The sequence below is a fragment of the Corynebacterium sp. NPDC060344 genome (genome assembly GCF_042725215.1).
GTDB lineage: Bacteria > Actinomycetota > Actinomycetes > Mycobacteriales > Mycobacteriaceae > Corynebacterium.
Genome location: NZ_JBHXCS010000004.1, coordinates 135,516 through 158,917, shown reverse-complemented (window position 1 = coordinate 158,917; position 23,402 = coordinate 135,516). Strand labels below are relative to the sequence as shown.

At 68.4% G+C, this 23,402-nt stretch carries 16 protein-coding genes; 7 read left to right on the top strand and 9 right to left on the bottom strand.

Going from position 1 to position 23,402, the window contains the following annotated elements; translation table 11 throughout:
- Positions 1-16: 16 nt before the first annotated feature.
- The 4 genes from ACFWGD_RS07020 to ACFWGD_RS07005 all read right to left on the bottom strand — a co-directional run bounded on the left by ACFWGD_RS07020 (position 17) and on the right by ACFWGD_RS07005 (position 7,001).
- Positions 17-757: a succinate dehydrogenase cytochrome b subunit gene (locus ACFWGD_RS07020; RefSeq protein WP_377777892.1), complete on the bottom strand. Its 741-nt coding sequence runs from the start codon at positions 755-757 to the stop codon at positions 17-19.
- A gap of 316 nt (positions 758-1,073) precedes the next feature.
- Entirely contained in the window at positions 1,074-3,803 is a 2,730-nt protein-coding gene (locus ACFWGD_RS07015) for a glycoside hydrolase family 65 protein (RefSeq protein WP_377777891.1), read from the bottom strand.
- The gene (locus ACFWGD_RS07010) at positions 3,800-4,552 is read right to left on the bottom strand and encodes an HAD family hydrolase (protein WP_377777890.1); all 753 of its coding nucleotides are present in this window, start codon (positions 4,550-4,552) and stop codon (positions 3,800-3,802) included. The genes ACFWGD_RS07015 and ACFWGD_RS07010 overlap by 4 nt, the downstream gene beginning before the upstream one ends.
- A gap of 241 nt (positions 4,553-4,793) precedes the next feature.
- Entirely contained in the window at positions 4,794-7,001 is a 2,208-nt protein-coding gene (locus ACFWGD_RS07005; RefSeq protein WP_377777889.1) for a malate synthase G, read from the bottom strand.
- A 729-nt stretch (positions 7,002-7,730) separates the two neighbouring features.
- Between ACFWGD_RS07005 and aceA the strand changes: the two genes are divergently transcribed.
- Together aceA and ramB are read left to right on the top strand one after the other, a co-directional pair.
- A complete protein-coding gene (gene aceA / locus ACFWGD_RS07000) occupies positions 7,731-9,026 on the top strand; it encodes an isocitrate lyase (protein WP_377777888.1) in 1,296 nt (431 codons plus the stop codon).
- A gap of 230 nt (positions 9,027-9,256) precedes the next feature.
- The gene (gene ramB, locus ACFWGD_RS06995; protein WP_377777887.1) at positions 9,257-10,681 is read left to right on the top strand and encodes an acetate metabolism transcriptional regulator RamB; all 1,425 of its coding nucleotides are present in this window, start codon (positions 9,257-9,259) and stop codon (positions 10,679-10,681) included.
- 144 nt (positions 10,682-10,825) lie between these two features.
- Here the strand turns inward: ramB and ACFWGD_RS06990 are convergent, their stop codons facing one another.
- Together ACFWGD_RS06990 and lpdA are read right to left on the bottom strand one after the other, a co-directional pair.
- On the bottom strand, positions 10,826-11,233 hold the full coding sequence (locus ACFWGD_RS06990; RefSeq protein WP_377777886.1) for a hypothetical protein: 408 nt from the start codon (positions 11,231-11,233) through the stop codon (positions 10,826-10,828).
- A gap of 313 nt (positions 11,234-11,546) precedes the next feature.
- Positions 11,547-12,962 carry a dihydrolipoyl dehydrogenase gene (lpdA, locus tag ACFWGD_RS06985; protein ID WP_377777885.1) on the bottom strand — a complete coding sequence of 472 codons (1,416 nt, stop codon included), beginning with the start codon at positions 12,960-12,962 and terminating at the stop codon, positions 11,547-11,549.
- Between the two features lie 648 nt (positions 12,963-13,610).
- Here lpdA and ACFWGD_RS06980 point away from each other — a divergent pair.
- Together ACFWGD_RS06980 and ACFWGD_RS06975 are read left to right on the top strand one after the other, a co-directional pair.
- Complete coding sequence (locus ACFWGD_RS06980; protein ID WP_377777884.1) at positions 13,611-14,732, top strand: alpha/beta hydrolase-fold protein; 1,122 nt, start codon at positions 13,611-13,613, stop codon at positions 14,730-14,732.
- Between the two features lie 79 nt (positions 14,733-14,811).
- Positions 14,812-16,884, top strand: a complete 2,073-nt coding sequence (locus ACFWGD_RS06975) for a prolyl oligopeptidase family protein (RefSeq protein ID WP_377777883.1) — start codon at positions 14,812-14,814, stop codon at positions 16,882-16,884.
- Positions 16,885-16,935: 51 nt separating this feature from the next.
- Here ACFWGD_RS06975 and ACFWGD_RS06970 read toward each other — a convergent pair whose 3' ends face one another.
- The 3 genes from ACFWGD_RS06970 to ACFWGD_RS06960 all read right to left on the bottom strand — a co-directional run bounded on the left by ACFWGD_RS06970 (position 16,936) and on the right by ACFWGD_RS06960 (position 19,484).
- Positions 16,936-17,307, bottom strand: a complete 372-nt coding sequence (locus ACFWGD_RS06970; RefSeq protein WP_377777882.1) for a hypothetical protein — start codon at positions 17,305-17,307, stop codon at positions 16,936-16,938.
- Positions 17,308-18,147, bottom strand: a complete 840-nt coding sequence (locus ACFWGD_RS06965; protein ID WP_377777989.1) for an MFS transporter — start codon at positions 18,145-18,147, stop codon at positions 17,308-17,310. It abuts the gene before it with no gap.
- Positions 18,148-18,242: 95 nt separating this feature from the next.
- Positions 18,243-19,484 (bottom strand): ATP-grasp domain-containing protein, encoded by a 1,242-nt coding sequence (locus tag ACFWGD_RS06960; protein ID WP_377777881.1) that lies wholly within the window; start codon positions 19,482-19,484, stop codon positions 18,243-18,245.
- A gap of 286 nt (positions 19,485-19,770) precedes the next feature.
- Between ACFWGD_RS06960 and ACFWGD_RS06955 the strand changes: the two genes are divergently transcribed.
- The 3 genes from ACFWGD_RS06955 to ACFWGD_RS06945 are packed head-to-tail and all read left to right on the top strand — an operon-like array spanning position 19,771 to position 23,377.
- The gene (locus tag ACFWGD_RS06955; protein WP_377777880.1) at positions 19,771-21,138 is read left to right on the top strand and encodes a M1 family metallopeptidase; all 1,368 of its coding nucleotides are present in this window, start codon (positions 19,771-19,773) and stop codon (positions 21,136-21,138) included.
- Positions 21,135-22,496, top strand: coding sequence for a hypothetical protein (locus ACFWGD_RS06950; protein WP_377777879.1), 1,362 nt, complete (start codon positions 21,135-21,137; stop codon positions 22,494-22,496). Before ACFWGD_RS06955 ends, ACFWGD_RS06950 begins: the two co-directional genes overlap by 4 nt.
- Positions 22,493-23,377: a glycosyltransferase gene (locus tag ACFWGD_RS06945; RefSeq protein ID WP_377777878.1), complete on the top strand. Its 885-nt coding sequence runs from the start codon at positions 22,493-22,495 to the stop codon at positions 23,375-23,377. The genes ACFWGD_RS06950 and ACFWGD_RS06945 overlap by 4 nt, the downstream gene beginning before the upstream one ends.
- Positions 23,378-23,402 lie beyond the last annotated feature (25 nt).

Genomic DNA, 23,402 nt, shown 5'->3' with positions numbered 1-23,402 from the left:
GAATACCCTTCTCGACCTAGCTGACCAGACCGGTGAGGACGGCCACCGGGATCGCGATGTTGCCGACGACGACCAGCAGCGGAATCAGGCCGGACAGGAACAGCATGACCTTGCGCCAGCGGGCGCCGGTGATGCCGAGGTCGCTGGTGGCGGTCCACAGACCATGGGACAGGTGCAGCAGCAGCGCCAGCTGGGCGATGATGTACCAGATGGCGACCAGCGGGCGGGAGAACGACGCGACCAGGTTGGCGTAGGCCTCACCGTGGATGAAGTTCTCCGGGGCCACGGCGGCGCCGATGGTCAGGTCCAGGATGTGGAAGACGATGAACGCCAGCAGAACGACGCCGGTGATGATCATCGTGCGCGCGGTGAACGTGTTCCAGCCGCCGACCATGCCCTGGCGGCGGAACTTGCCGCGGGACTGGCGGGCACGGCCGTGGAGCGCGAACGCGCCGTAGACGTGCAGGATCACGGCGACCAGCAGAACGATGCGGAAGATCCACAGGACACCCTCGTGCGGGATGGCCGGGTAGCCGACGGAGCGCAGGAACGCGGCGTAGGCGTTGAAGTCCGATTCGCCCATGAAGATCTTCATGTTGCCCACCATGTGGACGATGACGTAGAGCCCGAAGAGAAGGCCGGTCACGGCCATAATCAGCTTCAGGGCCCAGGACGGGAACTTGGGCCGCTCACGCAGCGGCTCAAAAGTGATTTTTCCGTGCGCGATCGCGTCACGGTTGGAACTAGTAACAGTCATGGCACCTCCAGTGTCACGTTCACTTTAAAGTCACTGAGCCCACTGTCACCATTTATCCCCCATCCGGGTGAGGAGTTTCACAGATTTCTCCACCCCCGCCCCAGGTAACTCTCAGATATGGGGATTTTCGCAGGTTTTCCGCGCATAATTCCCCACCTGCCACACCCGTCATGGCGCAACGGCGGCGTCGAAAAGCGAAAAACGGGCGGGATCCCGGTTCCCGCCCGCCTCCGGCTGGCTTTTCGACGACCGCACTGCTATTTAGGGCAGCCTTCCTCCGGCGCGAGGCGGACGACCCGTCCGCCCGCCCGGACGATCACTTCTTCGCCAGCTCGGACTCCGCCGGATCGCCCTGCATGCCCGTGCCGTTGGACGCCTCGGGGGGATCGACCTCATCGCCGTCGTCGAGCTGCTCGGCGACGCGGGCGAGCTCCTCCTCCGTCGGCTCCGACTCCTGCGGCGGCTCATGGTCGACGCGCTCGCCCACGACGATGGTCATGGGCTCCTTGCCCACGATCACCTCGTGGCCGGCGACGTGGATCGGGCCGAGCGCGTGCTCGCCCTCCTCCACCACCAGCTCCACCGTGCGGCGGCGCACCGTCACCCGCATGCGGCAGCCGTGGATGGTCAACCGGTACGTCAGGCCGTCCCACTCGTCCGGCAGGCGCGGATCGATGGTGAACACGCCGTCATGGTCGCGGAAACCGCCGAAACCGTAGACCAGCGACTGCCACACGCCGCCGGCCGACGCCACGTGGACGCCGTCGGCCGCGTTGCCGTGCAGGTTGGCCAGGTCGACGTAGAGACCGCGGATGAAGAAGTCGACGGCCTTCTCGCCGTAGCCCAGCTCCGCGGCGACGATCGACTGCACCACCGCCGACAACGACGAGTCGCCCGTCGTCAGCGGGTCGTAGTAGTCGTAGTCGGCGCGCTTCTCGTCTTCGGTGAACTTGTTGCCCTGCAGGAACAGTGCCAGCACGACGTCGGCCTGCTTGATGATCTGGTGCCGGTAAATGGTCAACGGGTGATAGTGCAGCAGCAGCGGGCGCTTCGGCCCCGCCTCCGGGTCATCGAGGTTCCAGCGCTTGCGCAGCAGGAACTGGTCGTCCTGGGGGTGGATGCCCAACCGCTCGTTGAACGGGATGTACATCTTCGCCGCGGCTTCCTCCCACTCCTCGACCTCGGCGACCTCCAACTTGTAGCGGTGGCAGACCTCGCGGAAGGCCTCCGGGCGCTCCGACATCATCTGGCGGATCACGTCGGCGGCGGCCGTGAGGTTATATTGCGCCATCACGTTGGTGTACAGGTTGTTGTTCACCACGGTGTTGTACTCGTCCGGCCCGGTGACCGAATGGATCTGGAACTCCTCGCGCTCGGCGTCGAAGAAGCCCAGGGACATCCAGAACCGCGCCGTCGACAGCAGCAGGTCCGTGCCCTCGCGCAGCAGGAACTCGGCGTCGCCGGTGGCGTAGACGTACTTCATCAGCGCATAAACGATGTCCGCGTCGATGTGGTACTGCGCCGTGCCGGCCGCGTAGTAGGCCGACGACTCCATGCCGTTGATGGTGCGCCACGGGAACAGGGCGCCGTCGTGGGCGAGCTCGTCGGCGCGCGCCCACGCCGCCTCGAGCATGTCCCACCGGAACCGCAGCGCATTGCGGGCGAAGGACGGGGAGGTATAGGAGAGGAACGGCAGGACGTAGATCTCGGTGTCCCAGAAGTAGTGCCCGCCGTAGCCGGTGCCGGTCATGCCCTTGGCGGGCACGCCCTGGATTTCGGCGCGGGCCGAGGCCTGCACCAGCTGCCAGATGTTCCAGCGCACGGCCTGCTGGATCTCCGGCTGGTTGTGCACGACGACGTCGGAGCGCTCCCAGAACCGCTCGAGCCATTCCTTCTGGTTGTCCAGCATGGCGCCCATGCCGATGCGGCGGGCGCGGTTGAGGGTGCGGGCGCAGCGGAAGGCCAGTTCCTCGCCGCGGACGTGGCGCGACGAGTGGTAGGAGACGAACTTCTCCAGCCGGATGACCGAGCCCTTCGGCGCGTTGACGTGGTACAGGACCTGCGCGGAGTCCTGCTCGGTGCGTCGGTCGACCTCCAGGTAAGGGTCGGAGCCGTCCGGGGTGGTGATGGTGAACGAGTGGTCCATCGAGCACGCCACGGTCATGCCGGAGCGGGCGCAGCGGAAGGCCAGGGTGGACCGTTCGTCGCCCTCGGCCTGGAAGGTCGGGTTGAGCACCCGCTCCTCCAGCGTCTCGGCGCGGCGCGGGTCCAGCTCGGAGCCCTGGGCGGCGTCGGAGTCGTGGTATTCGTCCTCGCCGTCCTGGCGGTTGAGGATCTGCGAGTTGATCACCACGGCGGCGTCGGAGTCGAGCAGCTCGACTTCCAGCGACATGACGGCGACGTGCTTCTCCTGGAAGCTGACCATCCGCTCGCTGCTGACGCGGACCTGCTTGCCGCCGGGGGTGCGCCAGTGGAAGCGCCGGCGCAGCACGCCGTCGCGGAAGTCGAGGGAGCGCTCGTAGTCGTGGACTTCGGCGTTGCCCAGGCGCAGCGGCTCGTCGTCGATGTAGAGGCGCATGGCCTTGGAGTCGGGGGCGTTGATGATCGACTGCCCCTCGCGCGCCAGCCCGTAGGCGTCTTCGGCGTGGCGGATGTGCCAGGTCTCGTGCAGGCCGTTGATGAACGTGCCGTGCTCGGCGGAGTCGCGCCCCTCCGGCGGGTTGGCGCGCATGCCGATGTAGCCGTTGGACAGCGCGAACAGCGTCTCCGCGACGCCGAGCGGGACGCCGCCGGGCTTGGCCTCGACCAGCCGCCATTCGTCGACGGGGGTGACGTCGCGGTCCATCAGGCCTTCGGCGTCGACCAGGTGGTGGTGGATGTCGGCGCGGGTCGGCTCGAATTCGCGGCGCTTGCGGCGCCGCTCCTCGGATGTGCGGCTGCCAGGCGCGACCCCGCTTGCCGACGGATCGGCGCCCGGCACGTCCGCCGTCGCCGGCATGCCCGCCGCGATCTGCGCCGCGCCCTTCCCGGAATCTTCGCGGCTCATCGGATCAGCTCCGCCAGATCGTCGACGACCTCGTCGGCGCCGCCGTCGAGCAGCGCATCGTGACCGGCGCCGCGGTCGACGCCGACGACCAGCCCGAACTCGCCGGCCGCGCCGGACTTCACGCCGGAGATGGCGTCTTCGACCACGACCGCCTCCGCGGCGGGCACGCCCAGCTGCTCGGCGGCGTACAGGTACGTCGCCGGCGACGGCTTGCCGTCGAGCCCGAGGTCATGGGCGACGTTGCCGTCGACGACGAGCTCGAAGCGGTCCAGCAGCCCGGCCGCCTCGAGGACCGGGCGGGCATTGCGCGAGGAACTGACCACGGCCAGCTTCGGCGCGCCCGCGCCCTCTCCCGCCGCCACGGCGTCGAGGTGGTCGAGGAACGTCACCGACCCCGCGTAGGGCTCCACGCCCTCGGCGACCCTGCGCAGGAAGTCCTCGTTCTTGCGCAGGCCCAGGCCGGTGACCGTGTCATCGGCGGAGGTGTCGGACGCCGAGCCGTCGTCAAGCGAAATGCCGCGGGAGGCGAGCAATGCCCGGATCCCCTCGTCCCGGCGGCGGCCGTCGAGATGCTCGAAGTAATCGGCGCCCGTGTACGGCTCGGCGCCGCGGTCGTCGAGGAAGGCGCGGAACATGTCGCCCCACGCCTGCTCGTGGATGTCGGCGGTCGGGGTGAGCACCCCGTCCAAGTCGAACAGCACGGCCCCGAACTGGGCGGGGTCTGGCGCGCCGGACTGATGGGTTCCCATGTGGCGGACTCCTCGTCGTGTCGCGGTCGGCGCACCGTCGGCTGTCGGCGCGCCAGTCGGTTCACCAGCCTAGCGGTTGACAGGGGCGCGGCGAGGTGTGCGCGGCGAACGAAACGCCCCCGCGTTCCCGCGGGATGCGGGAAGGCGGGGGCGGAGCCGGAACTGGATCCGGAACCGGTGCCGGACCGGTGCCGGGGCCGGATCCGGTGCCGGAACTGGATCCGAAACCGTGGCCGGAGGTTTAGCCCTGGTCGATGCCGTGGCGGGCCTTGAACTCCAGGCGGGCGCGGTGCAGGATCGGCTCGGTGTAGCCCGACGGCTGCTTGGTGCCCTCGAAGATCAGCTCCTTGGCGGCCTGGAAACCGATGGAGGAGTCGAAGTCCTTGGCCATCGGCAGGTAGGCCTCGTCGCCCTCGTTCTGGCGGTCGACGACCTCGGCCATGCGGTGGAGCGAATCGACCAGCTGCTCCTCCGACACGACGCCGTGCAGCAGCCAGTTGGCCAGGGTCTGCGAGGAGATGCGCAGCGTGGCGCGGTCCTCCATGAGGTCGACGTCGTTGATGTCCGGGACCTTGGAGCAGCCGACGCCCTGCTCGACCCAGCGGATGACGTAGCCGAGGATCGACTGGCAGTTGTTGTCCAGCTCGTTCTGCTTCTCCTCGTCCGACCAGTCCGCGCCCGGCTCGCCCGGCTTGGCGGCGGCGACCGGGATGGTCAGCAGATCCTTCTGCGTCTCGCGGCGGCCGTCGGTGATCAGCTTGTCCTGGACCTCGAACACGTCGACCTGGTGGTAGTGCGTGGCGTGGAGGACGGCGCCGGTCGGCGACGGGACCCACGCGGTGGACGCGCCCTGCTTGGGCTGGCCGATCTTCTGCTCGAGCAGCTCGCCCATCAGCTCGGTCATGGCCCACATGCCCTTGCCGATCTGCGCCTTGCCCTGCAGGCCGTGCGCCAGGCCGGCGTCGACGTTGTTGTCCTCGTAGGCCAGCATCCACGGCGCGGTCTTCTGCGCGGCCTTGCGGAACATCGGGCCCGCCTGGATGGAGGTGTGGATCTCGTCGCCGGTGCGGTCCATGAAGCCGGTGTTGATGAACACCACGCGCTCGGAAACCTCCTTGATGGCGGCGTCGAGGTTGACCGAGGTGCGGCGCTCCTCGTCCATGAGGCCGACCTTCATGGTGTTGCGGTCCAGGCCGAGGAGGTCCTCGACGGCGGCGAACAGCTCGTTGGTGAAGGCGGACTCCTCCGGGCCGTGCTGCTTCGGCTTCACGATGTAGATCGAGCCGGTGCGCGAGTTCTTGCGGTCGTTGCCCTGGTCCAGGCCGGGGATGGCGCAGATCGGGGTGATGACCGCGTCCATGATGCCCTCGTGGATCTCCTCGCCGTTGCGGTCGAGGATCGCGGGGTTGCGCATCAGGTGGCCGACGTTGCGGACCAGGTTGAGCGAGCGGCCGTGCAGCTTCTGCTCGTTGCCCTCGAGGTCGGTGTAGGCGCGGTCGTCGTTGATGACGCGCTTGGCGGGCTTGCCGCCCTTGGTGATGTCGATCTCCAGGTCGCCCACGTTGAGGCCGAGCCAGTTGGTGTAGCCCTGCACCTTGTCGGCGGCGTCGACGGCGGCGACGGAGTCCTCGAGGTCCATGATGTTGGTGACCGCGGCCTCGAGGATGATGTCCTTCACGCCGGCCTTGTCGGTCTTGCCGATCGGCGACTCCGGGTCGATGAGGATCTGCATGTGCAGGCCGTTGTGCTTGAGGTAGATCGAGTCGGGGTTGCCGATCTCGCCGGTGTAACCGACCAGGACCTCCGGCTCGCGCAGGCCGACCTGGCTGCCGTCGATGGTGGCCACGAGGCGGCCGTCGACGATGTCGTAGGACTCGACGTCGGCGTGGCTGCCCTCCAGCAGCGGGACGCCCTTGTCCAGGAAATCGCGGCCCCAGGCGATGACGCGGTCGCCGCGCACCTTGTTGTAGCCCTTGCCGTCCTTCTCGGCGCCGCCCTCTTCGGAGATGGCGTTGGTGCCGTAGAGCGCGTCGTAGAGCGAGCCCCAGCGCGCGTTGGCGGCGTTGATGGCGAAGCGGGCGTTGAGCACGGGCACGACCAGCTGCGGGCCGGCGGTGCTGGTGATCTCGGTGTCCACGTTGGCGGTGGTCACCTGGTACTCGCCCGGATCCTCGACCAGGTAGCCGATCTCCTTGAGGAAAGCGACGTAGGAGTCCATGTCCTGCTCGCCCGGGTTCTCGCGGTACCAGTCGTCGAGCTTGGCCTGCAGCTCGTCGCGCTTGGCCAGGAGCTCGACGTTGCGCGGCGTGTACTTCTCCACGATGTCGCCGAAGCCCTGCCAGAAGGCGTCCTTGTCCTCGATGCCTGCGGCGGGGAGGGCGGTGTCGTTGACGAAGTCGTAGAGGACCTTGGCGACCTGCAGGCCGCCGGCGGTGATGCGCTCGGTCATGTCTCTCCTTAAGTAAGGGGTTCGTTGTCACGCTCGCTGGGCCCCCGGTGCGGGAGCGTCGCGGGATGCGCCAACCATATGTGATGCGGGTCTCGCGCGGCACCGTTCCGCGATCCTCGCCATCGCAACCGCCGCTCCCTCCCCCGGCAGCGCGGACCGCCCGGGCCGTGCGGCCACCCCCGGAACCGGCGAAAACGGGGATCCACCCGTTCGGGTAGCCGGAATACCCGCTGACCACGCAATCTTCGCCACACCCGGACCACCCCCGAACGCCGTAAGCCGCAGCCCCGCGGGGGAGGCCCCGAACGCCCGAGTTGCCGTGATCCACACCACCCCAAAGCGGGGGGTGATCTTCACCGCCTTGCCATGACCGACAATCTTCACACGGTTGCGATGGGCACCTACCTGCGACTTAGTTCCGGAGCGGTGCCACATCACACTCTTCGCAACATTCGCACCTTGGCGGAGAAAAAGCAATTAAATTTACAACCCAATTTCCTTGACGGAACGCACGGCGTACCCCATGATGTGAGTCACGGCACGCGAAAGCGGGCAGTCACCGGAATCGCTCGTTGGTTGTTTCCCACACCCGACGGCATTGATCCCCGGGAGACGTCTGCCTACGCCGTGTAATCCCACTAAATCCCGGATGCCGAATTGGCGCGCTGAAGCATCGAGCGCCGCACCCGGCCCGGATCCCGAAGTCCTAGCTAAGGAAGTGACCCGGATATGTCGAACGTCGGCAAGGCCCGTACCGCCCAGGAAATCCAGAAGGATTGGGACGAGAACCCCCGCTGGAAGGGCATCCAGCGCGAGTACACCGCCGAGCAGGTCGAGGAGCTCCAGGGCACCGTCGTCGAGGAGCACACCCTCGCTCGCCGCGGCGCCGAGCTCCTGTGGGAGGGCGTCAACGTCGACGACGACTCCTACATCAACTCCCTGGGCGCGCTGACCGGCAACATGGCCGTCCAGCAGGCCCGCGCCGGCCTGAAGGCCGTCTACCTCTCGGGTTGGCAGGTCGCCGGTGACGCGAACCTCTCCGGCCACACCTACCCGGACCAGTCGCTGTACCCGGCCAACTCCGTGCCGGCCGTGGTCCGCCGCATCAACAACGCCCTGCTGCGCGCCGACGAGATCGCCCGCGTCGAGGGCGACACCTCGGTCGACAACTGGCTGCTGCCGATCGTCGCCGACGGCGAGGCCGGCTTCGGTGGCGCGCTGAACGTCTACGAGCTGCAGAAGGCCATGATCCAGGCCGGCGCCGCCGGCACCCACTGGGAGGACCAGCTGGCCTCGGAGAAGAAGTGCGGCCACCTCGGCGGCAAGGTGCTGATCCCGACCCAGCAGCACATCCGCACCCTGACCTCGGCCCGCCTCGCGGCCGACGTCGCCAACACCCCGACCGTCATCATCGCGCGCACCGACGCCGAGGCGGCCACCCTGATCACCTCCGACGTCGACGAGCGCGACCAGAAGTTCATCGAGGGCGACCGCACCGCCGAGGGCTACTACCGCGTCAAGAACGGCATCGAGCCCTGCATCGAGCGCGCCAAGTCCTACGCCCCGTACTCCGACCTGATCTGGATGGAGACCGGCACCCCGGACCTCGAGGTCGCCAAGCAGTTCGCCGAGGCCGTCAAGGCGGAGCACCCGGACCAGCTCCTGGCCTACAACTGCTCCCCGTCCTTCAACTGGTCGGCGCACCTGGAGGCCGACGAGATCGCCAAGTTCCAGAACGAGCTGGGCAAGATGGGCTTCAAGTTCCAGTTCATCACCCTGGCCGGCTTCCACGCCCTGAACTACGGCATGTTCGATCTGGCCCACGGCTACGCCCGCGAGCAGATGACCGCCTTCGTCGACCTGCAGAACCGCGAGTTCAAGGCCGCCGAGGAGCGTGGCTTCACCGCCGTCAAGCACCAGCGCGAGGTCGGCGCCGGCTACTTCGACCGCATCGCCACCACGGTCGACCCGAACTCCTCCACCACCGCCCTGAAGGGCTCCACCGAGGAGGGCCAGTTCCACTAGGCCGCATCAGGCCCGTTGCTTGACGACGGGACGCTGAACAGGCTGGAACGGCGCGGCGGCTCGTCAGGGCCGTCACGTGGCCACCGTGATCAACCGCCCGGGTTTTACCCGGGCGGTTTTTCCGTGTCCGGGGGTCGTGGGACGATGGTCGTCGTAAAGCGGCCCGCACCGACCTTGGCAGGATTAGCCGATGCGGGCACTGCTTTTGCCAGGGCTGCTAATCTGGTCGCATGGCGAAAACGTATGTGGGCTCCCGGCTGCGGCAATTGCGCCGCGAGCGGGACATGAGCCAGGCCGCGCTGGCCCAGGCGCTGGGGCTGTCGGCGAGCTACGTCAACCAGATCGAGCATGACGTCCGGCCGCTGACGGTGCCCGTGCTGCTGAAGATCACCGAGACCTTCGGCGTCGACGCGACGTTCTTCTCCCGCGACGACGACTCCCGGCTGCTCGCCGAGGTCCAGGACGTGGTGCTGGACAAGGAAGTGTGCCCCGAGCCGGTCGATCTGCAGGAGATCTCCGACATGGTGCGCAACCACCCGGAGATCGCCCGCGCGATGGTCGACGCCCACCGCCGGTACCGCAACGTCACCGACAAGCTGTCGCTGGCCACCGACGACCGCAACTTCCAGGGCGATCCCGCCGGCGGCGCGGCGTCGAAGGCGCTGACCATGCCGCACGAGGAAGTGCGCGACTACTTTTACACGCGCCAGAACTACATCGACTCCGTAGACCTCGCCGCCGAGCGGCTGGCCACGGAGCTGGGCACGACCGACGACAACAAGGACGTCGAGGAGATCCTCGCGCGCAGGCTCACGCAACGGCACGGGGTGACCATCCGCACCCGGTCCGACATGGGCGACACCCAGCACCATTTCGATCCCACCACCGGGGAGCTCGACCTCGCCCGCGGCCTGTCCCCCGGCCAGCGCGCGTTCCGAATGGCCACGGAGCTGGGCTATTTCGAGTGCGGCGACCTCATCCGCGAGGAAGTGTCGGCGGGGCATTTCACGTCGAGCGACTCCCGCGAGCTGGCGCTGCGCGGCGTGGCCACCTACTACGCCGGCGCGCTGATCCTGCCGTACGAGAAGTTCCACGCGCTGGCCGAGTCGAACCGGTACGACATCGAGTTCCTGTCGCGCCACACCGGCGTCGGCTACGAGACCATCTGCCACCGCCTGTCCACCATGCAGCGGCCGAGCCTGCGGGGCATCCCCTTCACGTTCGTGCGCGTCGACCGCGCGGGCAACATGTCCAAGCGGCAGTCGGCGACGGGGTTCCACTTCACCAACTCCGGCGGTACGTGCCCGCTGTGGAACGTCTACGAGACGTTTTCCTACCCCGGCAAGATCATGCGCCAGGTCGCCGTGATGCCCGATGGGCGCTCGTACCTGTGGATTTCCCGCACCGTCGAGCACCACACCGCGCGCTACAACCAGCCGGGCAAGACCTTCGCCATCGGCTTGGGCTGCGAGGCACGGCACGCCCACCGGACCGTCTACTCGGAGGGCCTGGACTTGGCCGACGAGAAGGCCGCCACCCCGATCGGCGCCGGTTGCCGCGTGTGCAGCCGCGACGACTGCCCGCAGCGCGCGTTCCCGCCGATCCACCGCGCCATCGACGTCAACGCGCACCGTTCCTCGGTCGCGCCGTACTAGACGCGCTCGCCCGCCCCCGATCCCGCCCCTTCCCCTGCTAACCCACCTCGAATGACCTAACCCACCTGTTCTAACGGGTGGGTTAGGTCATTCGGGGTGGGTTAGCGGATTCGGGGGGACGGGGGCGTCGTCAAGCGACTCTTTTTACTTCTTGTCGCCGGCCAGCAGCAGCGCGGAGCCGATGCCCAGCAGCCAGGAGTCCTTGGCCAGGGACATGCCGTCCTGCGTCGGGGCGAGCGAGCCCTCCTGGCGCTGGCCGGGGGCGCGCAGGTACATGGACATGAAGCCGGCGCCGAAGGCGGTCAGCGCGGCGCCGGCGACGCGGTTGGGCACGAACGGGGCCAGCAGCGCGGCGCCGGTGGCGATCTCGCCGGCCGACAGCAGCTTGCCGAAGGTCGCCGGCTCCAGCTTCGACACCGCCGGAATGCCGGTGGCGGCGAAGCCCTGCATGCCGGCGGCGGTCTCGGCGTCGAGCTTGCGCTTGCCCAGGCCGGAGTTGAGGAAGATCAGGCCGGGGAACAGGCGGGCGGCGTACGTGGCGGCGGAGGTCATGGGGGTCCTTTCGGGGAATGCGTCGGTTGCTTTGCGACGGGCCGGCGCAGCGAACGTCGGCCCTCGGCGGCCGTGCACCGCGGTGATTCCGCGGCGCGCCGCCGTTGTTGATGCGTCAACTATGGCACATCGTTGACGTGTCCGCAACCCTTATTTGACTGCCCGGCGGTGCCCCTCGAATTCCCGGCGGCGACCCCGCGCCTTCCCGTCCCTCCGTCCCTCCTTCCCTCCACAGAAGCGAGTGCGCGCGGGAACGCGAAAGCCGGCCCCGGGAAGACCCGGGACCGGCGAACGACGCTGGCGAAACGGAAACCTAGAGGTTGATCATCTCGCCCATCAGGCCCTCGGCGGCTTCCTTCATCGCCTCGGACATGGTCGGGTGGATGTGGGTGGCGCGGCCGATCTCCTCGGAGGTCAGCTCGTACTTCTGCGCCAGCACCAGCTGCGGCATGAGCTCGGAGACGTTGGCGCCGACCATGTGGCCGCCGACCAGCTCGCCGTGCTCGGCGTCGGCGATGAGCTTGACGAAGCCGGTGGCCTCCGCCAGACCCTGCGCCTTGCCGTTGGCGGAGAACGGGAAGGTGGAGACGGTGATCTCGCGGTCGTTCTCCTCCGCCCACTTCTTCGCCTGGGCCTCGGTCTTGCCGAAGGACGCGACCTGCGGGTTGCAGAACGTCGCGCGCGGCATGTTCAGGTAGTCCTCGATAACGTCGGACTCGTGGCCGGCCATGTGCTCGGCGGCGATGACGCCCTGCGTCTCGGCCACGTGGGCCAGCTGCAGCTTCATGGTGACGTCGCCGATGGAGTAGATGTGGTCGACGTTGGTGCGCATGTGATCGTCGATGGGGATCTCGCCGCGCTCGCCGACCTCGACGCCGGCCTTGTCCAGGCCGATACCCTCGGTGCGCGGGGCGAAGCCGATGGAGACCATGACGCGGTCGACGGTGAGGGTCTCGGACTTCTTGCCGTCCTTCGACTCGACCTTGACCTCGACCGAATCGCCCTTGTCTTCGATGGCGGTGGTCTTGTGGCCGGTGAGCAGCTTGACGCCGAGCTTCTTGTACTCCTTGGCGATGACCTTGGAGACGTCCTCGTCCTCGTTCGGCAGGACGCGGTCCATGAACTCGACGATGGTGACGTCGACGCCGTAGTTGGCCAGGACGTACGCGAACTCCATGCCGATTGCGCCGGCGCCGACGATGACCATCGAGTCGGGCAGGTCGGAGGAGAGGATCTGCTCCTCGTAGGAGACGATGTTGCCGCCGAGCTCGACGCCCGGCAGGGAGCGGACGACGGAGCCGGTCGCGATGATGGCGTTGTCGAACGTGAGCTCCGTGCCCTCGTCCTTGCCGTCGGTGACGACGATGGTGTTGGCGTCCTTGAATTCACCCCAGCCGTCGACCTCGGTGACCTTGTTCTTCTTCATCAGGTAGTGGACGCCCTTGACGATGCCCGCGGACACCTTGCGCGAGCGGTCGTGCGCCGCGCCAAAGTCAAAGGACGCATCGCCCGAGATGCCGAAGGTCTTCGCCTGGTGATTGAAGATGTGCGCCACCTCGGCGTTCTTCAACAGCGACTTGGAGGGGATGCAGCCCACGTTGAGGCAGACACCGCCCCAGTACTGCTTCTCCACGACGGCGACCTTCAGGCCGAGCTGGGAGGCGCGGATGGCGGCGACGTACCCGCCGGGGCCGGCGCCGAGGACAACGAGATCATAATGTTCAGCCACGGAGACAAGATTACGCGGCTGCGGGTGCGTAGTCATCCCGGGTCAGGCCCCCGGGGGTCGGGCGCGGGCAGGGCGGGGGCCGTGCAGGGCCGGGCCCCGCGAGGCCGTGCCCTGCGAGACCGGGCTACGCCAACACCGACTACGCCAGGCCGAGCAGGACGAGAATGTCGGCGAGGGAGGACGACCCCGCGTTGAGGCCGAGCCCGAGGAACTCGAAGATCTTCACGAGGATGGATTCGTGGAGCTGCATGGCGGACCTTTCGGTTGTGCGGGGGCCGGTCGGGGGACCCAGCTTGTGGTGGCGGCGACGGCTGCTCCGAGTGCGCCCGGGAGGGCGACGAAGCAACTAAACACGACGCCGTCGGCGGTGTTCGGGGGTGCCGGACCAGGTTCCCGAAGTATTTTCGGGGACTTTTCCGTCACTCCAGTCACAATCTTAACTTGCGTAACAGCAGTTCACATCCCCGGTTTTCGGCGGAGCACCGGCCGCCGCCCCCGAAAGTGCCCGTTTTCCTGCACCACCCGGGTTTCGCGGAGTCACATCCTGGGGTAATCTGCCAAGTGATTTGCCCTCAGCCGGGCCACGGCATGCCCTCAGTTCATGTTCGACGGACCGCCCCAGGCATCGACACCACGATGGAGCCCACGATGAAGAACACCCGCACCCGCCTCATGTCGGCGACCGCCGCCGCGATGGTTGCGCTGATGCCCGTCGCGCTGGCCCCCGCCACGCTGGCCCAGCCCGCCACCGGCCAGACGGCCGAGGCCCCCGCCGCCAACCCGGTCGCCACCCCGATCGCCGACGCCGCGGGCGCGACCCCGGCGCCGATCGGCATCGGCGAGATGGAGCGGGTCAACCCGCATTGGCGCGAGCAGATCGCAGGCCACGACAACGCCAAGGAGGTCTGGGCCGGTTCGGTGTCCATGGACCGCGCGGTGCCGCTGGTGTGGATCCACCCGAAGGGCCTGGAGGGCGACGAGATCTACGCCCCGCGCCCGACCCTGTACGTGCTCAACGGCGCCGACGGCGGCGAGGGCAAGGCGTCGTGGCTGTACCAGACGGACATCATCGACTTCTTCTCCGACAAGAACGTCAACGTGGTCATCGTCCAGGCCGGCGAGTTCTCGTACTACACCGACTGGGTCGACCCGAACACGGAGCTGGGCGCCCAGACGTGGGAGACGTTCCTGACCAAGGAGCTGCCGGAGTCGCTGGAGGCGAAGATCGGCGGCAATGGCAAGCGCGGCATCGTGGGCATGTCCATGTCGGCGACGTCGGTGCTCAACTTCGCGCAGCACAGCCCGGACCTGTACGACGGCATCGGTTCGTTCTCGGGCTGCGCCCAGACGTCCGACGAGATCGGCGCGCAGGCCATCAAGCTGGTGCTCGACCGCAAGGGCGTCACCGGCGAGCAGATGTGGGGCGCGCGCCCGGGCGACCGTTGGACGCACAACGATCCGCTGGTCAACGCCGAGAAGCTGGCCGGCCAGCAGATGTACATCTCCAATGGCACGGGCCTGTGGGGCGAGTGGGACACCACCGCGCACCCGAACGTGGACAACGAGTCGCAGCTGATCGCGCAGCGCACCACGGGTTCGGCCATCGAGGGCGGCACGAACTTCTGCACCAACGTGTTCAAGGCGAAGCTGGATTCGCTGGGCATCGACGCGCACTGGGATCTGGGCAACTCCGGCACCCACTCGTGGGGCTACTGGCAGGATGACCTCCACGAGTCGTGGGACGTCCTGTTCTCCAAGGTTCTGTACTAGAGGTTCCCGCGCCGGTCCCCTGACCGGCTTTCCCCGGGTTCCGCCCGGTGGCCCCCATCCCATGACCTAGATTCGGGTCATGGGATTTTCCTTTGCCGACAGCAGCTCCGACGCCGCGGGTTTCCTGCCCACCGACGGCGTGCCCGCCTGGCTCGACGACATCGCCGGCGAGCGCGCGCTGGAGTGGGCCCGGGAGCGCAGCGCCGAGACGGAGTCGCTTTTCGACGGCGACCGTTCCCGCGATGAGCTGGAATCGTCGATCCGCTCGGCCCTGGACACCGATGCGCGCATCCCCTACCCAGTGCGGCGCGGCGAGCACCTGTACAACTTCTGGCGCGACGGGGACCATCCGCGCGGCCTGTGGCGGCGAACGTCGCTGGAGTCGTTCCTTTCCGGGGACACCGAGTGGGAGGTGCTGCTCGATGTGGATGCGCTGGCGTCGTCGGAAAGCGAGAACTGGGTGTGGAAGGGCGCGCAGTGCCGGTACCCGGACTACGACCGGGCTCTGGTGCATCTGTCGCGCGGCGGTGCCGATGCGTCGGTGATCCGCGAGTTCGACCTGGAGGCGCTCGAGTTCGTGGGCGAGGAGCCGTTCGAGCTGCCGGAGGCGAAGTCGGACGTGTCGTGGGTGGGCCGCGACGAGATTCTGGTGGGCACCGACATGGGGCCGGGCAGCCTGACGGCGTCGGGGTATCCGAAGCAGGTGTTTTCGTGGCGGCGCGGGACGGCGCTGCGCGACGCGGAGCTGATTTTCTCCGGCCATGACGACGACGTCGCGGTCGGCGGCTGGTTCGACGCGACGGAGGGCTTCGAGCGGCTGTTCGTGGAGCGGGCGATCGACTTCTACAACTCGCGGCGGTTCGTGCGAACTGATGGGGGCCTGCAGATCATTGAGGTTCCCGATGATTGTCGCGCGAGCGTGCACCGGGAATACCTGCTGCTCATGCCCCGCACGGAGTTCAACGGCATTCCGGCGGGCGGGCTCGCGGTCGCGCTTTTCGACGACTGGCTGGCCGGCTCGCGGGACTGCCGCATCCTGTTCGCGCCCGATGACCGCACTTCGCTGCAATCGGTGGCGTGGACGAAGAGCCATCTGGTGCTGACCCTGCTGCAGGACGTGGCCACCCGCCTGGTGACGCTGTCCATCGGCGAGTGGGCCGAGGGAGAGATCCCGGGGCTGCCGGCGTCGGCGTCGGTGTCGGTGGTGGGGACGTCGTCGACGCGCGACGACGAGCTGTGGCTGGCGGGATCGTCGACGCTGGAGCCGGCGACGCTGTGGCTGACAGAGGCGGGTTCCGGCGAGGCGCCGCGGGTCGCCCGGCGCGCGCCCGCCTTCTTCGACGCGACCGGCATGTCCACCCGACTGCACTGGGCGACGTCGGCGGATGGCACGAAGGTCCCGTACCGGATCACGGGGCTGTTGGGCGAGGCGGATGAGGAGGGCACACCCGAGCCGCGCCCGACCCTGGTCCACGCCTACGGCGGTTTCGAGGTCTCCCTGGTGCCCGGTTACTCCTCCACACGCGGGATGGGGTGGCTGGCGCGCGGTGGCCTGTCCGTCGAGGCGAATCTGCGCGGCGGCGGCGAGTTCGGGCCGGAGTGGCATTCGACGGCGGTGAAGCTCAACCGCGGGAAGGTCTATGAGGACCACCGGGCGGTGCTGGAGGACATCGTCGCCCGCGGATACGCGACGCCGGAGACGCTGGCCATCCGCGGCGGCTCGAACGGTGGCCTGCTGTCGGCGGTGGCGCTGACGTCCTATCCGGAGAAGCTCGGCGCGGTGGTCAGCCAGGTGCCGTTGGCGGACATGCTGCGGTACCACCGGCTGTCGGCGGGAGCGTCGTGGATGGCCGAGTACGGCGACCCCGACGACGAGACCGAGGGCGCCGCCATCCGCGAATGGTCGCCGGTGCAGCGCATCGCCCGGCGCGAGGACCGCCCCTATCCCCCGGCGCTGGTGACCACGTCGACCCGCGACGACCGCGTCCATCCGGCCCACGCCCGCTCGCTGGCGTGGCTGCTGCGCGAGGCCGGCCAGCCCGTCGACTATCACGAGAACACGGAGGGCGGCCACGCCGGCGCGGCGGACAACTCCCAGGTCGCGCACATGGAGGCGCTGATCCACTCCTGGCTGTGGAAGACGCTGGGTTAGCCGAAATCATCCTCATCGCGGTCGAGGCCTTCGGATTCGTGTAGCCCGTCACTACCCGCGTTGACGGTGCGACGCCCGGGCCGACAACGCCAGCACTCCGACCACGGCGAATGCGGAACCGACGGCGAGGACCGCGACGCCCGCCAACGCGGCTTGCGCACCAACGCCGGCGGCGAGGAATCCGATCCACGGCATCGGGAACAGGTTGCCGAGGGACTGGGAGGCCCGCCACAGAGGCATGGTCGTGGCCATGTCATCGCGGCGAGCCGAAACCAGGGCATTGCGGATGAGGGGACCGAACAACGCCGAAGCCACTCCCCAGACGAAACAGCCCACCGCGGCAACGGTGAACGAGCTCGTGCCCACGTAAAGCAGCTCGCCCACCAACGATGCGGCGATGCACGCCAACAATGTCCCCGTCACCTACCGGCTCTTGCCGACGCGGAACATCAGCACCACGCCGAGCAGCATTCCGACGCCGTGCCACACCTGGAGCACGGCGAATGCCGCCATGGACACGCCGAGGACGTCGCGCACGTAGACGATCTCCACGGCGGTGAAAGCTCCATACGTTATCCAGACCAGGAAGCTGGCCGCGAGCACTGCGGCCACCGGCCGGTCGCGCAGCACGGCCGATACCGGCGCGGCCGTGGTGGATGCGCTTTCATTCGCTTCACCGGGTTGCGGTTCGGACGCTGCAGAGGCGTCGTCAAGCGAATCTCTTTCAGCCCCGCGGACATCCGCGATCGACGTTCCATCCGGCATCCCGATGAAGCGCACCGCGACGATCGCCGCAGTGCACAGGAAATAGGACACCGCGCTGAACGCGAATGCCGCACGCGGCCCCACCGCATCGAAGAACAATGACGCGGCGAGCGTGCCCACGATCATCGGCGCATAGGTGGCGAACCCGAGCCATACGCTCACGGCCTTCTCATCGACGTCGCGGTCGAGATGGCCCGGCAACGAATCCAAGGCCGGGAGCGCGAAGGCACGCCCCACTCCCTGCGCCAAGACCATGGCCAAGAGTGGAGCCAGCGAGGGGCTGAAAATGCCGACGAGAGTGGCAATCGACGTGAGCGCGGCCGCCCACAACGCCACCCGCCACGGGCCGAAAGCCAGCATCGCCCGACGGACAACGGTCGGCAGCACGACGGCGGGCAAGGCCCACAACGCCGCGATGAGCGAAAGAACGATCGGGCCCTGTTCCAGCGTGAACGATGCATGGGCCTGGGCGGCCAAGAGATTGGCGACATAGCCGATGCCTAGGAAGAGTTCGCCGATGACGACGAGTTTGAACCCTGACAGCTTAAGAAACGTATGGGTGGGGGACGTGCCGGCCCTCGCGTTCGCGGAGATCAGTGCACCTCTTCCGAATTCGATCCAGCTTCGGGCGCCGCCGATTGGCCTACATCGGGAACGTAGAGCCCCGCTCCCGTGATGTCGTCCTCACGCGCGCGGATGCCCTGATACGCATCCTCGACGTCGCCGGCGTCGGCACCGGTGACGTAGATGGCGCCGGGGGAGGTGAACAAGTCGATGGTGCGGCGGACGGGGACGCCGGGTTCCAGGTGGCCGAGTACGCCCTTCGTCCGCGGGTCATCCAGCACCGGGGCAAGGTGGTCCGCGGAATTGACTGTTCCATCGACGGGCGAGATCAACGACGTCATGCGCAGCGGGCGCTCCACCCGGTATTCCGGAACGGCACCGGTGGCTTCGGCCGCCGAAGGGAAACCGTCGATCGCCGCGTCGAGCGTGCTCGAAGCGTGGCTGCGCCCGCCGGTGGCGTACTCCACCGGCGCCGAGAGGACGGAGCCCTGCACGCGCGGGCCCACCTCGATGAGCAGCGGCCCCCGTTCGGTGAGCATCATTTCGGCGTGGGAGGGACCGTTGCGGAATCCCATCGCATCGAGGCACCGGAGCAGGTGCCGCGACAACACCGCCACATCCGGATCATCGGCCGGCAACAGCTCCTCAAAGTCGTGGACGACCCCATGCCCGGGCACGGCCCGGCGCCGGTCGTTCCACGCCTCGACGACATAGTGGCGCCCTTCCGTGCTGACGGCATTGACCACGAACTGCCGACCGAAGATGCGCTCCTGCAGCAATACGGCGTCATTGTCCCGGCCCATTTGATTGACCTGCCCGAGAATGGACCCGAAAGCCCGCTCAACTTCGGACGCTTCCCGGCAGAAGTACACGGAGTCCGAACCGGCGCTCGACGAGGGCTTGACCACGACTTCCCCTCGTCCGTCCACCCAGGAAAGCGCTTCGGAAAGATCAGACGTCAGCAGCGTCGGAATGGCGGGAACCCCCGCGGCACGCATCGCCTGGACCATCCCGTATTTGTCGATGCGGTGGTCGGATGTGGCGGGGTCATTGCCGGGAACCCCGAGTTCCGCGCACAGCAGGTCGAAGAGGTGGACGTCGATTTCGGTGCCGATTGCCGCCCCCACGATGTCATCGGGCAACGCGGCCGCCAGAGCTGCGACGGACTCATAGTCATCTGCGTAGAAGATGTGGTCGAAATCGTCCGGGCGCAGGGTCGCGGCCAAAGTCGCCGGCAAGTGCCGCGACGACACGACGGCGACGTACGGCACTCCCCGGGCGCGGGCCCTCTCCGCCAATTCCGCCCCCGTCGACATCGGGTCGAACAACAGGACTCGGGACATCACATGCACCTTTCTCGGTGGGTCAACGAACGCTCAACTGAGGCCGGACGCCACAGCGCCCCATTCGATTGGGCAGGTATTACATACGGGGCGCGACGATACTCCGATAACTTGTCGCCGCAACCTATATCGGTAGCCATTGTCGGAGAAACGCCGGCGTCGCAAAGCAGTCTTTTTCGCCCGCCCGACGCCCCGTCGCGCCCGCCCGTTTACAGTGAGTGACGTGCAACCGACCAACGACTACACCGGCATCCCGTTCAACCTCGGCTTCCGCGTCGACCACTACGACCTGGACCTCGACTACCGCGTCGGCCCGAACCGCCTGAAGGCGACGGCCGTGCTGCACATCGAGGTCAACGCGTACATCGAGGGACTGACGCTGGACTTCGCCGACGTCCTCGGCGTCGATTCCGTCGACGCGGACACCGACGTGCGCAACTCGGAGCTCGGCGTCGCCCGCTGGCGCCAGTCCGGGCGGAAGCTGCGCGTGACCTTCGACCGGATGCTCGAGCCGGAGGAGACCCTGAACCTGACGGTGCGGTACTCCGGCAACCCGGGGCCGGTGAAGTCGAAGTGGGGCGAGCTGGGCTGGGAGGAGCTGACCAACGGGTCGCTCATCGCCTCGCAGCCCATCGGCGCCGCCAGCTGGTTCCCCTGCGACGACGACCCGGAGACCAAGGCCCGCTACGACATCGCCGTGACCTGCGACGCGCCGTACACCGTCGTGGCCACCGGCCGCCCGTCGACGCCGCAGAAGGTCGGCGGGTCGCGCCGCCGGTGGACGTTCACCTCCGCCGAGCCGATGGCCTCCTACCTGGTCACCATCCAAATCGGGCAGTACTCCCGGGTCGAGCTGCCGTGCGAGGTCGCGCCCGTCATCGCCTACGCCCCGATGCACCTGGTCCAGCGCGTCAAGCACGACTTCCGCGACCAGGGGAAGATGCTCGAGGTCTACGCCCGACTGTTCGGCGAGTACCCCTTCCCCGACTACCGCGTGGTCATCGTCGAGGACAACCTGGAAATCCCCCTCGAGGCCCAGGGCCTGTCCATCTTCGGCGCCAACCACGCCGACGGGAAGGACACGTGGAACCGGCTGATCGCCCACGAGCTGTCCCACCAGTGGTTCGGCAACTCCGTGGGCCTGTCGCAGTGGCGCGACATCTGGCTCAACGAAGGCTTCGCCTGCTACTCCGAGTGGATCTGGGCGGAGGAAAACGGCGGCCCCACCGCGGAGGAGTCGGCGAAGGAGCATTACGACCAGCTCGTCGCCAAGCCCCAGGACCTGCGCATCGCGGACCCGGGCCCCGTCGACATGTTCGACGACCGCCTGTACAAGCGCGGCGCCATCACCGTCCACGCGCTGCGGCTGCTCTTCGGCGATGAGGCGTTCTTCGAGTTCGTGCGCACGTGGACGGCGAAGAACCGCCATTCCGTCGTCGACGCCGTCGATTTCCGCGCGCTGGCCAACCGCTTCTGCCGGGAGCGGGGCATCACCACCTCGCACCTCGACGCGATCTTCGACGAGTGGGTCGGCCGCGCCGAGCTGCCGCCGTTCCCCGTCGACCCGGCGGCGCGCCCGTGAAGTGGCTGACCCTGGCGACGCTCGTCGCCGCCGCCGGCAGTTTCGCCATCCTGTTCCTGTCGGCGTGGGGGCTGGCCACGGACGTCAACATCCAGTTCGTGGCCTATTGGGGCCTGTTTTTCGCCATGACGGGCGTGCTCGGCGGGCTGATGCAGGAGACCACGCGCGCGGTGGGCTCGTCGCTGCGGCCCGGGGGCGGGGCCTCGCTTGACGACGTCCCGGCGTCCCCCTCCGCCCGCCCCGCACCCGGCGGCGACGGGCCCGTGATCCGCGCCCGGCCGATGGCCGTCGCCGCGGGAGTCGCGGCGGTGACGTTTGCTCTGTTCGCGGCGTCCGGGCCGTTGTGGGTCGACCTGGTCGTCCACGACGATCACGTGCTCGCGGTGCTGCTCATGGCCGGCGGCCTGGCCATGTACGCCATGCAGGCCACCGTGTCCGGCGTGCTGTCCGGCGCGAAGCTGTGGGGGCAGTATGCGGCGCTGATCATCCTGGACATCGTCGTCCGCGTCGGGCCCGCCGCACTGGCCTGGTGGTTCGGGTGGGGGCTGGGCGCGTGGCTGTGGATCACGGTGATCGGCACGGCCAGCTGGCTGCTGCTGGCCGCGGTGTCGCCGGCCACCCGCCGGGCGATGGCGCTGCGCGCCGACGTGCCGGTGCGCCGCTTCATCCCGCTGATGATCACCGCCATGGGCGCCGCCGGCGCCTCGGCCGTGCTGGTGACGGGCTTTCCCACGCTGGTCAAGATCAGCGCCGACCACGGCGCCGGGGCGCTGGGCGCGGTGACCGCGGCGGGCATCGCCTACGCGGTGACGCTGACGCGCGCGCCGCTGCTCATGCCGCTGGAGAAGTTCCAGAACGCCATCATCGTTCACTTCGTCCACCGCGACGGCGGGCCGCTGGCCGCGCTGGCCAAGCCGCTGGGCGCGCTGTTCGCCTTCGGACTATTCGGCTCGGCGCTGGCGTGGCTGATCGGGCCGTGGATCCTGGAGGCCATTCTCAAGCCCGACTACTTCGTGCCCGGCCGCACCCTGGCCGGCCTGACGCTGGGCGCCACGTTCACCGCGGTGCTCATGGTCACCGGCGCCGTCACCCTGGCCGTCGGCCGCCACCGCGCGTACCTGCTCGGGTGGCTGCTGGCGACGATCGTTGCCACCGCCGTGCTCTTCGGCCCCGGCACCCTGGAACTGCGCAGCGTGCTCGCGCTGGTGGTCGGCCCGACGCTCGGCGTGATCTTCCACCTGGTGGTGCTCAAGGCCGTCGTGCCGGACGGCGCACCGGCGGCGCCCGGCACCGGCACCGTCACCGGCCACGGCGCCGGTCCCGGCGCCGTCGCTGGCCCCGATATGGTGAAGCCGTGACCGAACCGCGCCCCGACCACGCCGAACGCCCCGATCTCGCGGTGCTCATGACCGTCTACCACCGCGTCGATCCCGCCCACCTCGACGAAGCGCTGGAGTCCCTGTGGGCCCAGACCGTCCCGGCGCGCCGCGTCGTGCTCATCGGCGATGGCCCGCTGACCCCGGGCCTCGACGAGGTCATCGCCCGCCACGCCGCCGCCCACCCCGAACTGGACTACCGGCCGCAGCCGGACAACCGCGGCTCCGGGCCCGCATCGCAGACGGGGCTGGAACTCATCGGCGAGCGATGGTGCGCCCGCCTCGACTCCGACGACATCGCCGAGCCCACGCGCTTCGAGGAGCAGCTGCGGGTGGCGGAGGGGAACGCCGGGGCGTCGTTAAGCAAAAACGAGCCAAGCAACAGCCCCGATGTCATCGGCACCGCGGTGGCCGAGTTCGACGACGACCGCGGCGGCGAGGTCACCGGGATCCGCGCGCTGCCGGCAAGCCACGAGGCGATCGCGAAGTACGCGCGGATCAATTCGCCGGTCAACCACCCCTCCGTCATGTTCCGCACGGCGCGGGTGCGCGGGGTCGGCGGCTACCGCAACGCGCCGTACATGGAGGACTACGACCTGTGGGCGCGGCTGCTGGCCGACGGCGCGCGGTTCGTGAACCTGCCCGAGCCGCTGACGCGATTCCGCACGACCGGGATGCTCGACCGGCGGCGCGCCACCGGCATCTTCGCGTCGGAAAAGCGCATGCAGGACACCCTCGTCGAACTGGGCCTGGTGTCCCGGCCGCGCGCCGCGTTCAACCTCGCCGCCCGCTCGGCGTTCCGCGCCCTGCCCACCGGGCTGCTCGGCCGCGCCTACCGCACCCTGTTCCACCGTCGCAGGTGACACACCCGGAAACCCCCGCGCCCCG